This window comes from Pseudomonas sp. S1_E05, from assembly GCF_056337105.1.
In genome coordinates, this window is sequence record NZ_JBFRHM010000001.1 from 884,378 (window position 1) to 898,140 (window position 13,763).

At 60.3% G+C, this 13,763-nt stretch carries 6 protein-coding genes; 3 read left to right on the forward strand and 3 right to left on the reverse strand.

Annotation, left to right across the window (positions count from 1 at the left end; all coding sequences use genetic code 11):
• Nucleotides 1-36 precede the first annotated feature (36 nt).
• The 3 genes from AB4N33_RS04215 to AB4N33_RS04225 all read right to left on the reverse strand — a co-directional run bounded on the left by AB4N33_RS04215 (nt 37) and on the right by AB4N33_RS04225 (nt 6,896).
• Nucleotides 37-789, reverse strand: coding sequence for a fimbrial biogenesis chaperone (locus tag AB4N33_RS04215; protein ID WP_460123375.1), 753 nt, complete (start codon nt 787-789; stop codon nt 37-39).
• A 100-nt stretch (nt 790-889) separates the two neighbouring features.
• Nucleotides 890-1,438 carry a fimbrial protein gene (locus AB4N33_RS04220; protein ID WP_460123378.1) on the reverse strand — a complete coding sequence of 183 codons (549 nt, stop codon included), beginning with the start codon at nt 1,436-1,438 and terminating at the stop codon, nt 890-892.
• Between the two features lie 346 nt (nt 1,439-1,784).
• Nucleotides 1,785-6,896, reverse strand: a complete 5,112-nt coding sequence (locus AB4N33_RS04225) for an RHS repeat domain-containing protein (protein ID WP_476456521.1) — start codon at nt 6,894-6,896, stop codon at nt 1,785-1,787.
• Nucleotides 6,897-7,209: 313 nt separating this feature from the next.
• Here AB4N33_RS04225 and AB4N33_RS04230 point away from each other — a divergent pair, with 313 nt between their 5' ends.
• The 3 genes from AB4N33_RS04230 to AB4N33_RS04240 all read left to right on the forward strand — a co-directional run bounded on the left by AB4N33_RS04230 (nt 7,210) and on the right by AB4N33_RS04240 (nt 13,733).
• Nucleotides 7,210-8,979 (forward strand): cupredoxin domain-containing protein, encoded by a 1,770-nt coding sequence (locus tag AB4N33_RS04230; RefSeq protein WP_476456522.1) that lies wholly within the window; start codon nt 7,210-7,212, stop codon nt 8,977-8,979.
• A gap of 65 nt (nt 8,980-9,044) precedes the next feature.
• Nucleotides 9,045-11,375: a hypothetical protein gene (locus tag AB4N33_RS04235; RefSeq protein WP_476456523.1), complete on the forward strand. Its 2,331-nt coding sequence runs from the start codon at nt 9,045-9,047 to the stop codon at nt 11,373-11,375.
• A 51-nt stretch (nt 11,376-11,426) separates the two neighbouring features.
• Entirely contained in the window at nt 11,427-13,733 is a 2,307-nt protein-coding gene (locus AB4N33_RS04240) for a hypothetical protein (protein WP_476456524.1), read from the forward strand.
• The last annotated feature ends 30 nt before the right edge of the window (nt 13,734-13,763 follow it).

Here is a 13,763-nt window from a genome sequence, read left to right on the forward strand (position 1 = left end):
GATGAGTGTTCCTGGCGGGTTAGTGCGGGGACTGCCCTAGGGGGCGGGTTGAACCGGCACGCTCAAGGGCGTGCTGAAGCCACCGAAGTCGTTGATGGCCGAGAAGGTCACCTGCAAACCCTGGCTGGGCCTGATGGTGTCGAGCACGAAGTGCTGCTGTTTCATCGGTTCGACCATGGCGGGGTTTTGCACGGCCTGCTTCTGGCCGTTGCCACTGACGTCGACCCGGGTAAACGACACGTGAAACGGCGTCGGGTTGTGCACCACCAGGTGCACCTGGCCGCCGACCTGCCGTACCGACCACTCAAGGTCCTTGAGCCGCGACATGGGGTTGTCCTTCAATTGGACCGGGCGATAGAACAGCTTGATGCGGGTGCGCAGGGCGATGTTCAGCACGTTGCCGTCGGTGTCCTGCGCCTGGGGAATTTCCTGCACGTTGAAGTAGAACAGCGACTCGCGATCCGTGGGCAGCGCGTTGGGCAGGCCGTTGATCTGCACCTGTTGCTCCTTGCCCGGGTTGAGCCGGAACAACGGCGGCGAGGGCATGAAGGGCACGGCGGTGGTGTCATCGTCACTGGCGGTGTTGACCCAGGTCTGCACGGCGAACGGTCGATTGCTGGGGTTGGAGATGATCACCGAGGTGCTGCGTTTGTCGCTGCCGAATACCACGCGGGTTGCACTGATGCTCAGTGCCGCCTCGGCGGCAGGGATGTGTGCGAGCAACATCAGCAGCATGCACAAACCGGCAGCGTAGCGGTAGATGGCGGGTAACGGGGTGATGCCAGGCATGGGTGTTCTCCTTCATGCGTGCGGCCAGCCAGGCTCGCCGCACGCATCGAAAACACTGGCGCACGACGCACCGGGCGTCGTGTCCAGAGGGCGGGGGTTATCAGTTGATGGCGACGATGAACTGGATGTCCGCCGACGCCGTACCGGCGGTCACGGTGGCGGCCGTGGAGCGGTAGTAGGCGTTGAAGATCATGTCGGTGGAACCGGTGTCATTGAGTGCGTATTCCGCGGACTCCGTGCCAGGCTTCAACGGCCCGGAGATGTCGTGCAGGGAAATCACCACGTTCTTCGCGCCGTCGCTGGTCGGCGTCACGGCGAAGTAGTCGCCCGAGCTGTCGGCGTTGCCGTTGAACACCACCTTGGCCACGTTGTCGGCCGGGTTGAAACCGCAACCGGCGCCGGCGGTTACCCGCAGGCCGAAGCTCTTGCCCTTGAATTCCTGGCCGATGGCGGTGAAGCGGCTGGCCTCGATGGTGCCCATCTTGACCTGGTTGCCGATGGAGCCGTCTTCCGGGTTGACGATTTCAATCGGGCAAGTGGCGCTGGTAATGCGCCCTTCGAAGTTGATGACACCGCTGTTGGCAAATGCCGAAGTGCCAGCCAGTGCAGCGGAAAGTCCCAGGGAAAGTGCAATCAGTTGTTTCTTCATGATGAATCCTTTAATGATGTTTCGGGTAAGTAGTGGCGCGGGTTGTTGATGCAGCTACTTACACTTTTGCAGGAAGTTTATTTTGTAGCGGCGTCATGACGGGAGGGGATGGTAGAGAGGTTTGTAGGAGAGGGGTAGTGAGGTAAGACGTTGAAATTTAGACTTGTTGCGTGGGAAAAGTCGTCAGCGTAGGTAGGGTTGTAGGAGGGCGGTAGTGTAAGTTTTGTAGGATTTATTTGTGGGAAGGTGAAGTGGAGGGGGCTGCTGTGCGCAATTGTTGGAGGGGGCAAGTCGGGTAGGTAAAAAATCGGCGACACAATGAAGTATGTCGCCGAGTTAAAGAGGATCATCCTTTGACTATGTTTGCTTGCCTGAGAGGGCCCGTATGATTAATTTTGAAGCTTTTTGGCATCATCACGACGTTGTTACCCACGTCTACAGCAGCACTCACATTTCCATCATTCAGGGCCGCCGCCGCCGCGATGATTTGTTTTTGCCACAAGTCATCAGCTCGTGATGGCGCTGGTTTGTCGGGTACTACCGTTTTTTTCAGGTTTGCCTTTGCCCCGCGCAGTGCGCCCTGGCTGACAGGGGGCCTCACGCCGACATTCGACGCCGGTGAAGTGCCACTGGTGGAAGCGACTGCATCATCCACTACAGGTGGTACCCGCGAAGCGCTTCTGCCAGCCGTTTGCGGACTATTGTTGATGAGGTCTGCAGCCCTGGCGCCGGATCTTGGTGGTTGGTTGTTTCCAACTTTCCGTATACGCAGGCGTCGTAAAAATTGCCATCCATCTGAGTTCCGATTGCTCGCCGCGACAATTGAGCTGCCCGAGCTACTCGATGCAACCGAGCTACCCGACCCAACCGAACTGATCGAACCCGCCGAACGCACTGAGGCGGCCGAGTCGGCCACGCTCGCCGCAACTCCTGCCGTCTTGAAAAACGAAGCCGCCATGCCGAACCCGACGGCGGCTATCCCGGTCACGAGCGAAACGAGCCCAAAGATTCCGGCTTTGGTGTTGGAGTCCGGGTTGTCGTTGGCGGCAGCATCGGCACTGAACGCGGTGGCGGCAGCACCCGTGACGGTGGAGGCGGCCAGGGCTGCCGTCTTGGCGATGGTAAAGTACAAGGCCTTGCCGAACAGCGGCGCGAGCTTGCCCGCGGTCAGCACCGTGGCCACGCCCGCAGCGACGGTGCCGACGACGCCCACCGCCACGAAGATCCAGCTCATGACGTCACTACCGCCTGATACGGGCGTAACGGCGTCTTCGTCGGGGCGACGCAAGCGGCCGCTGAAACCGATGGCCTGATGCCCGGTGGGGTCGCGCAGGGCGATCGGGTTGCCCAGGCAATAGCAGTAGGGGTTGATGCCGCCGCCGTCGAACGGGGCCAGCGAGTCCGGGCTGTGAAAGCGTTTGAGCACCGGGTTGTAGGCCCGGTAGCCGCGCCCGAGCAGGTACCAGCCCATGGCGTTTTCCAGTACTTCGCCATTGAACGCGGTCAGGCTTTGCATGGCCTGATCGCTGTGTTGATCGCCGTAGGCGCCGTACACTGCCGTACGCAGCACCTGCTGCTGGCTTTCGCCAATGACGCTGTTGCCCGCACCGGTCATCAACAGCAGGGTCTGCGTCGGATCGCCGGCTTCCTGCTGGCCGAGGGGGTGATCGCCCAGGTAAAGCAATTGCGTCTGGCGATCATCCTTGACGATGGCGTTCAGTTGCTCGTCCTTGTAGAAGCGCAAGGTGTCGTCACCGTTGCTGTCGCCGGTGTTGACCAGGTGGGAGTGGCCGTCATAGCGATACTCGCTGACCAGTTGCCCGGCGCTGTCCTCCACTTTCACCAGGCGGTTCTGGCTGTCGTAGGTCAGCAGGCGGCCCTGCTCGTCAACGCTCTGGTTGCCGTTGAGGTCGTAACTGAATGTCGGGTCGCCCGTGGGGCGGGTCGGGTTGTAGGTGATTTTTTGCAGCAGGCACGGATCACTGGGGGAGTAGCTGTAGAAGGCACGTTCGCTCTGGCCGTTGCTGAATCGGGTGGTGATCAGGGTCAGGCTGTCGAACTCGTTGAAATTGAAGATCTGCTCGACGTACTCCCGCCCCAGTTCATCGTGGGGCAGGGTGGCGCCGGAACAGTAGTGCTCGGTCAGGCGACCTCGCAGGTCGTACCCGAATCGTTCCTCCAGCAGGCTGACGGCGCCCTGCTTCAAGTGGCGGGTGTCCAGTAGTCCGTCGGCGCGCCAGGTCTGTTCCTGGGTCTGCGGTACCTGCTGGTCCACGACCATCGTACGCAGGCATTCCTGGCCCTGGTCGTCGTACTCGAACCGGGTCGTCAGTTGGCTGCTGGCGTTCAAGTCCCGGGTGCTGATCTCGCTGAGTTGACCCAGCCCATCGTAGCTGAAACCGGCCTCGAGCCCGCCCTGCAAGGTACGGATGAGTCGTCCGATGGTGTCGTAATGATGCACGGTATCGAGCCCCGGGTCGTTGCCCTGTTTCAGATCGGTGCGCTTGAGCAGGGCACCGTTCATGGAGTGGGAAAACTGCGACTGCCAGGTCTTGCCCTGCGTGTCGATCCAGCGCTCTTCGGTCAACTGGTTACTGGTGTTGTAGTCGTACTCCCGGGTACCCAGCTCGTTGCTCGCCCGGGTCAGGCGTGCACTGGTGTTGTCGTAGGAGAAACTGGCATTTTCGTCCGGCGCCTGGCTGGCAATCGGCGCGGTGCTGAGCGGCAGGTTGTAGTCGTAGCGGATGGTTTCGTTGGCCGGTGTGATCAGGCTTTGTAGCTGTTCGCGGCCGCCTTCGTAGGTGTAACGCTCGGTGCGGGTGCCCGTGGTCATGCGGGTCAAGCGATCCAGGCCATCGAATTCGCGTTCACCCACCTGGGTGAACCGTACGCCATCGGTGCTGCTGCTCAGGGTCACCGCCAGTTCCGCCGCACTGTGCGGTGCGTACTCGCGCTTGACGATGGTGTTGTCGGGCAGCAGGGTGCGGGTCAGGCGCGAAAAGGCATCGTAGCTGTAGCGGGTCACCAGGTTGTTTTCGTCGGTCTCTTCGATGCAGTTGCCCAGCCCGTCGTATTGGTAGGTCCGCTTCGACAGTTCATCGCCCGCTGCATTCAGGGCGCGGATGCGCGATGGCTTGCCGAAACGGTTGAGCCAGGTTTCATTCAGGCCCGTGATCAACAAGCCGTCGCGGCTCTGCAACCAGCTACGGACAATCGGCCCATCGGACTCCTGGGTGCCGATCGGATCATCGACGTCGAAGGCGATCACGCCGTCGGGACCGGTGATCTTGAACGGCTCGCCCCAGTCGTCATACTCTTGCCGGCTGGTCACTTCCAGTCGGACACCGTCTAGCCAGTCGATCGCCGTGGCTTCGACGATATCCCCCCATTCGTTGTACTTCGACGCACTGGTTTGACGGGTGGAAGTCGGGTTGTCGGGATCGACATGGTCACGCTCCTCGTACACCACCCGGCCAAAGCCGTCGAGTACGCTGCGCGCAGTGATATTGCGGGCATTGATCACCCGTTGTTCGAGCTGTTCGCCGATGACCGTGCTGAGGCTCGACTCGTAGCGACGGCGGGCTTCATAGGGGGTGCCCAGGCCAACGACCTGCTCGACAAGGCGGCCAAGATTGTCGTAGACACTGCGGGTTTCGATGTCTTCGTAACGGCTCAACAGGGTCTGGCCGGTGAGCAGTGATTGCTGTTGCAGGGAGCTTCTGCTGGTGCTGTCGAAGTCATTGGCGGTGGTCTGCGTGGTCTGCAGCACCGGCACCTGGAACTCCGGGGAGTCGAGCTTTTCGTACAGGTAATCGTTGAAGGTCGACATACCGTTCAAGGTGACGGTTGCCCGCGAGACGCGGCCATGGAGGAACGCATCGTCAGGGTCATCGATGTGGCTGTAGACCATACGCTGCAACTCGGTTTCAGCGCCGCCACTGTGCAATTGCAGCAGGGTTTCACTCTCGACGGTGTGATAGTCCGACAGCGGGCTGGGGCCCAGTGGGGTCAGGGCCTTGTAGGTGTAGCGGGTGCACAGTGTTGGCGCATCGCCTGGGGCCGAGGGCGCCGGGGTCACCGTGCGCTCTTTCAGGTGACGGACAAAGCCCTCGGGGTCGCTGGCCGAGGGAGGCAGCCAGGTATTGGTCTCGACCACACCGTTGGGCAGGGTCTGTGTCAGTGGGTTGCCGTGGATGTCGTAGGTACTGGTCGCCGTTTCGCTGCGCTGCAGTGCCACGTTGTCCTGGTAGGTCCACAACGTGGTGACCTGTCTGGGTAACTGGAAATAGTTGGGCTGTGCATCGAAGGATTTGTCTTCATCCACGAAGTACTCGGTCCTGACGATTTGCACATGGTTGTTCTGGGTCGTGGTTTTTTCCGTGAGCAAGTGGAACTGATTGTAGGTGTATTCGATGGTGCGCACCGCACTGCCTGCGATCATCAGTTTTTCCACGCAGGTGTACTGGTAGCGCCCGCGCAGGGTGTAGAGATTATCGAGGCCCGAGGGGTCCCAGGCGATGGTGCGCCCGCCACCGAGAAAGTTCTCGACACCGGGGTAGCTGTAGCCGACCCGCACCAACGGCTGCCCGGCGCCCGGGTCAAGGCGATGTTCGGTGATCCGCGGCAGCGGGTCCATGTTGTTTCCCGTGGGGTATTGATGGCCGGCATCGTTATAGAACATCTGCTCACGACTGCCGCCGGGGGTCTCAATCTGGGTGATGCACAAGTGCTGTCCCTTGAGCAGGTAGTCGAAGCGCCAGGCAGCCTTGCTGTCGTCCGGCAGCACGATTCGGCTGACGCGTCGGTCGTTGGTGGCCAGCTCCATGACAAACCGCGTCCACGGGGTGCCACCGGGGCCGGCCAGCGGCAGTAGCATCACCTCCAGTTGGAAGTCGGTGCGCTTGACCGACATCAGCAGCAGGCCGGCTTCATCCCTGATCGCCGTGAGCAACTGGTGAACGCCGGCGAAGGTCGTGTACTCCAGCGTAATGAAGTTACCCACGGGCGAATAAATCCTGGTCGGCACGGCCACCCGGTTTTGCAGGCTGCCTTTGACTTCAAGAATTTCCACCATGCCGGACTTGTGCACGACGCGAAACTGGTTGGCGGTGTCCTCGTAGAAATGGAAGGTGTCGAGTTTCTTTTCCTTCATCAGCAATTGCCCGTTGCCGTCGGTGCCGGTCACCTTGAAGGATTCCCCGGTGCTGAGCGAGAGCACCTGGTTGGACAACGTGTACTGCGACAGCTGCATGTCCCAACCCAGGCCCCAACCGCTGTCCACCAGCGAAAGCGGGCTATACCCAAGCGCCAACTGGAAACCCGGCCCACGCAGGCCGTTGGCGATGATCTCCCCGAGGTTGACCGAGATGCTGTACAGGCCGGTGCGCGGGTTGACCCCCGCCTGCATGGCACTCAGGAAATTGTTGGCGTTGGAGTGCAGGGACGTTTGGGCAGCCATGGGTATCGACCTCCAGCTTGGATGTGCAGGAAACTGCTGGGCTTTTTCGCCCTGGAACGCTTGGTGTGGGTGTTTGCCAACGCCCACCCGAGTGCGCGTAAAAGCACGGTGGGCAGCACCGCCGAAGCAGGCCGACCCCTGCACGCGGACAGGTTTCGCAGCAAACCATATCAGCAAGAAATCGGCTGCGAACCTATCAGTTCTGATAGTGGGCAGAACGCCCGTCGAGGCGTAAAACGGTGACATCCGCAAGGGTCGCCTCGGTGATCCGGTCCCTGCAATCGACGCCCGTCGGCATCAAGGAGTCATCAGGATGGCTGCCACGCTACCCCCGCCTGAAGTGCCCGCACTCGGCGCCGACAATACGATCGACCTGGACCAGTTGGGCATCGACGACCTGATCACCTACATCAATCACCCGACCCTCAAGGAGGGCGACTTCCTCTGGCCTACCTGGTACGGCTGCCAGAGTAACGGCGACCCGGCGGACATGTTCACCACCCTGATCGAGGTCGGCCCCGGCGAGCTGGAACCCGAAGGCAAGCAGGTGAGCATCGGCAACAACCTGCTCCAGGCCCTGGACCAGGGCTACGTGTTCTACTCGTTCAAGGTGCATGACCCCAGCCAGCCGGACGAGCGCGGCGAGGAGTCCAAGCGGCGGTTTTTCTACGTGGGCAAACGGCCGTTCGCGCAGGCATTGCCCGTGCCGCATTTTCGCCAGTCCCACGAGCTGCACGTCGACCTCAGCTGGTTTGCCACGGGCCCGGCGACGGTGGCGGCGCCGCCCTACAAGGCCATGTCGGTGGGCGACCGGGTGACCCTGGAAGCGGACCTGCATTTCGACGACGGCATGTTCTGGGAAACCTTCCGTTCCACCAACACCCTGGTGGAGGCCGACATCGGCCAGCCGCAGAAGTGGTTGATCGATCGGGGCCGGCTGCAGTCCATCGACGGTGGCTTCGCCCATCTGCGCTACGTGATCGAGTACGCCGACCCCACCACGCCCACCACCTCGGCCAGCCAGACCGTGCAGATCATTGCCCCCCCCAACACCTTGCTGCCGGCACCTGGCATCAAGGACTTCAGCGGCAGTGACCTGGACCCGGACGTATTCCCCGACGGCATCATCGTGGTGGTCGAGCCCTGGCCAGGCATGCAGCCCGGCGACAGCGTGGTGCTGTATGCCGACGGCGACAGTGCGGCCATCGCCTCGCTGCTCATCGACAGTTCGACGGTCGACAGCGGCATCGTCGAGTTGCACCTGGGCCATGTGTGGCTGGCGGCCAACGTCGGTCTTGAGGTCAGCCTGCATTACCAGCACGCCCGGGTCGGTACGGCAGGCACTTCGCAGCCGCTTAAAGTGACGCTCAGCAAACCGATCAAACTGCCCTGGCCGAATGTCGAAAAGGCCACGGCCGAGGGCGAGGGAAGGGGGCGTGTGTTCGCCGAGGATGTGCTCGGCGGTGGCTATGTCAAGCTGCCTGCGGATGCTGAAATCAGCCCGGGGATGACGGTGCAGATGCACTGGGAAGGTCGTGGCAGTACCGGCAGCGTCATCGTCGATCACACGGCGGGCGACAAGGACCGTTTCCAGATTCCGGCCTCGGCCCTGCCGGCCAACCTGGAGCAGTGGGTCAACGTGTTCTACAAGGTTACCCCGCCTGGTAAGAATTCCGACGTATTCGAACTGCTGGTCAAGGACTTCCCCACCGCGAAGTGGCCCACCCTGCAGATCGAGGAACCGAAATCTCCCAACAATGTGATTTCACTGGCCAAGGTCACCACCGGGGTGCTGTTCCGGCTCGACTCCTGGACCTTCATGGACAAGGGGCAGCGGGTCAGGATAACCGTGGACGGCAAGTCCTCGAGCGATGACAAGGAAACCTTCGATTTGCGGGTGGGCGACGCAGAGGTCGTGACCGAGGAGGAGTATTTCGCCGGTCAGTTGTTTGCCGAACTGCCATTGGCTTATCTACAGAAGTTGAAATTGAACGAGAACTTCAGCGTCAGGATTTCTACAAGTTTCGATGACGGCGTCATTTACAAACAGTTTCCGTTCATCAATCCGCAACTGGTTGCCTGAAACACGTTTGCCGCCATTTCGCCCGTTGACTGCTGTTTTCACCTGAACGAACAAGGATCATGGTCATGTCCGATAATTCGCTGGAAAGTTTGCTGGCGTGGTTGAAAGATACTTCACGTATGTTGGATTGGGGGCTGATCTTCGGTTTGGATCGGCAGAAATCCAATTTGTTGATTCGTCAGGAATACAATAATCGATTTAATACGGGCAGTACCATAAAACCGATTTCTGGTGATGTGGAACTGGTGGAAGGCAAGTACGTGGAGCGTGTACAGAATTTTGTGCTGAGTGTGCCGCTGCTGTTATTTGACAATACCAAGCTCAACGATTCCAAGGCTCGATTGATCATGAAGGTCATGGGCGGCGATCAAATCACGCTGGCCAGGACTGGCGATGGTTGGAATACCTCGAAAGTTCAGTGGATTGATCCGCTTGAAGGGCCGGAACTGACGCTGATGTTATTGCTGGCCGAAGTGCCCGGTGAAATCTCCAAGGAGGGACGGGTACGCCTGGATCTCAAACACAGCGATGAATTTATTCTCAACTTTTCCGAGACAGCTCACGGGCGACGCCTCGGCGGGGAGTTCTTCAAGGATTATTTCAATAGCTTGCCTGACGAACAAAGAATCTATCCGCTCGGTGAAATCAAACGCGGGAACAACGTGCTGTTGGACCCGGAGTCTTTCGTATTGCGGACCCAGGCCATCAGCCCGGCGGCGTGGGATCGTTCGTCCAACGATTATGGCGAAGGCTGCATCCTGGTTCTGGTACGGACTCTGGCCCGTTACGGAGGCAATTTTCCGGGCGAAGACTATCGATATCTGCTGCCTGAAAAGGGTGGTGAGCGCTATTCAGCGAGTGTGCTGTTCGATCGCCGGCGCGCAGCGGGTGATACTTTATTGAGTGAAGTTCAGCGGCTTTTTAATGGCGAAGGTTTCGATTACACCTTTGATGATAATGGCGACCTGGTTAATGCCGCCTTGAAATTCGGAGGGTTGGAAGTTCCTGCAAAAGGCGGTGTAGTCGCACTTCCCTTGATTCCGTTGATTATATGGAAAATCAGCAAAATGAATTTTCCTGCGGTCAGCAACAAAGCGTTCGTTGTGAGTGTTCTAAGTGACAGGCTGGTGGTTGATTGGACTTCAGAAGGGGTGACAAGGATTGATCTGACTGCCGTGGGCCATGAAGGGCACTCTTTGGATCAACCCGTCATTACTGAACTTCACGCTGAGTATGAGTTGGAGGAACGTGGTGGCGTGGTTGTGCTTGTACAGACGCTGTTGGAGCACAATACAGAACTCGGTGAAAGTATCCGTGTAACTCCGGTGGGCGAGCCAGAAAATGAATTCTGGGACGCCGTGATGTTGGCCCTTGTATTGGCCGCAATTCTTGCCGAGGGAATCATTGAGTCGTTAAAGAAAAACATAGAAGCCGCATTCAAGGAAGTCCTTCAAACCGATGCATCGATCAACGAATATCTCCAGGAAACCATCCGGCTGAACTTCGGCAACGCCATTCAGGGCACCGAATTCTACGCGCCGAGTGATGTACTTCACGTCGCGCACATCAACCGTACCCAGACTGCCTTCGAAATTGCGCCCATGGACGCCCTGGTCCGCCAGGGCACGACACTGCAATTCGCCACCGTCTCGGCTGCCCAGGGCGTGCAATGGAAGGTGGAAAACGTCGAAGGCGAAACCGGCAGCGCGGGCACCATCAGCCCCACCGGTTTGTACACGGCACCCGACATCGACAAGCGTTACAAGCACGTGCGCGTGACGGCCACCGACAACAGCGGTCAATTCAGCGTGGCGCTGGTGAACGTGTTGCGCAACGAGTTGAACGTCAACCCGCGCATCCAGATCTGTGATGTCGGCAAGTCCGTGGAAATGAAGGCCGGCAGCCTGGGCACAGGCGCGCGTCAGTGGAAGATCAAGAACCCGGTGGCGGGGCAGAGCGGTACGGTGCGACCCAGCGACAACCCCGACGGCGATCACACCTATGACCATGGCCCGGTCGTGCCGCAGAAAACCTTCCTGCTGGAGGAGATCGAGGTCACCGTCGCCAATGGCCCTGCACAATCGGTGCATGTCCTGGCGTTGCAAAAGGCTCCCGCCCTGACTCTGAACATTGCCAGTTTCGATGCGGTGGCCGGGCGGGTTCAACTCGAGGCCATCTTCAACGGCAACGTCCTGGCCGTCGAATGGCAACTGGTCCTGGGCCCGGGGCAGCTCGATGCCAACGGCCTGTACACCGGGCCAGCCGAGGCCACTGACAGCTATGTGCTGATCTTCGCTATCTACGACGGTGGGCCGCTTGGTCTGTTCGAAGGTTACCTGATCCTGCCGCTTCCCCTTAAGGAGTTTCCGGCGGTGCTTGCCCGGTTGACGCGATGAGCGTCGTGCATTGCCGCGCGGTTAATTCATTACTCAACAGGAGCCATCGTCATGGCCGGTAACTCGTTGGAAGAACTGAAGGCATGGATGAGGGAAACTTCGCGGACGTTCGGCTGGGATGCGCTGGTGGCCCTGCAGGGGCATGAATTGAACCGGGTGTTGCTGCGCGATCACATTGTGCGCCTCAGCCAAGGCAACGGCCTGGGTACCCACGACCTGGAAATCCCGATCCGTGACACGCCGGTGGTGCACTATCTGTCCGGCGTAAGGCTGGGCGCGCCCCAGGTGTCATTCGCCAACGCGAATTTGCAGGTCAACAGGACCCAGTTGCACCTGCCGGTCGTCAACGCCAGCCTGATGATGGTCGAGACCATCGCCGAGCAGAAAAAGGTCCTGCGCCTTGCCAGGTTCGATCCGCTCAATGCCCCGCACCTGACCATGGAACTGCCGGTGAGCAGCGACAAGGGCAAAGCGTTGCTGGACCTGGCAGAGGGCCGCGAACCGTTGCTGCAGATCTTTCAGACGCCGGAGCAACAACGCCAGGGCGGGGAGCAATTGCATGAAAGCCTGAAGGTACTCGGCGACGATCAACGGCGCTTCAACGTGTTGGCGCTCGACGAGGGGGACAACTCGTTCCTGCATGCTCACAGTTTTGATGCACGAGCGCACAAACGCCCGGATTCACCCGCCACGCACGCGGCCCCCCAGGCCGTCGACGAAGACGGCGCTTTGCTGCTGTTCGCCAAACTCGAGGAGGGCAGCAGCGGCGACTACCCCGGCAACGATTCGGGCTATCGCTACCTGATTCCTGATGCGCAAGGCGATGAAGCCTTCACGGCGACGATATTGCTGTCCCAGGCCTTCATGCACCGCACAACCTTTGCCAACGCCGTGTTCCAGTTGCTGGACGGTGGCGATTTCGATCGGGTCAATGACAGCACCGGCAGGCTGACCGGGCTCGTCGCCAAAAGCGGTGAACTGGAGGTGCCGGGTACCGCGTACCAGAGCGCCGATTACCAGTTCGAATCGACTCGCTACAGCGTTTCGGCCATGGACGGCGCTGCACCCCTGACAGTCGAGTTGCATGACGACCATGCCCTGCAACGCTGGCAGTGCCCGATCACCGTGACCGTCAGTTATCGACCCATTGGCGGCACCGTCTGGGCCACCTACACCGCGAGGTTTGCCGTTCACCTGGAACATGCCTTGCGCTTTTACGAAGAGGTGTCAGAGGCGGCCGGGATGGAAGCGGAACTGTCGCTGCCCTACAGGGGCGATGACGAAATCACCCATCTTGAAGGCTTGCCGGAATCGATCGACCCCAACGTGCGGGTGCAGATTCTCGATTTTGTCCTGCAGACGCTCAAACGTGCGCTGCTGGTGCGTTTCTCCCAGCTTTTGAACGTCACCGCGCCCGATCAATTGTTCGACGGCATGCGCGTGGCGGGCGACAGCGCGTTCGTGCCCACTCACCTGGCGATGCCGTTCGACCGCGCGGCGTTCGGCCGGGTGCATGCCCTGGGGACTTCGTTCTCCGTGGTGCCGGCACACGCGGTGGTGATCGCGGGCAAGAAAATGCAACTGGGTGTCGAGCCTGCGCGGCCTGTGCAGTGGGCGGTGGAGAACCTCTCCGAAGACGGCAGCAACCCCGGCACCGTCAGCCCGACCGGCGAGTACCAGGCACCACCGGCGCACACGATGCAAGGCCGGTTCAACCAGGTGCTGATCATTGCCACGGACCCGGACAGCCGGGAGCGAAGCGTGGCGCTGGTGACCGTGCAGACCACTGCAATTTCCCTGCAGCCACATTTCCAGGCCTGTTACCACAGTGAGCGCGTGGAGCTGACGGCGGGGCATACCGGCGCCGAACCCCTGGTGTGGTCCATCAAGGATCCGGTACCGGGGGAGAGCGGCACGCTGGTCAAGAGCGACCTGCCTGACGGTGATCATGCGTACATCGCCGGCCCGAGGGTCACCGGCAAAGCCTATGTGATCGATCAGATCGAGGTCAAAAACAGCGCCACCAACGACAGCGAATCGGCGTGGATGCTGGTGATCCAGCACGAGCCGGCGGCGACGATCAAACCGGTCATCGACCCGGGCCTGCCGCCTGGCCAGGTGCAATTGCAGGCCTGGGTCAACGGCTACCAGGTCGACGGACAGTGGTCGCTGCCCACGGGCGGGCCGGGCACGATCGACGATTCGGGGTTGTATACCCATGACCCGCAGGCCAGGGAGCCGTTCGCCCTGATTACCGTGCTCATCGAAGGCGGTGAGCTGGGCAACTTCGAAGGCCATATCGTTCTGCCGCTGCCCCTGAGTGACTTCACTGCAGTGCTGGAGGCGTTGGCCAAATAACCTGTGAAAGCTTTTGCAGTGCTTTGTTTA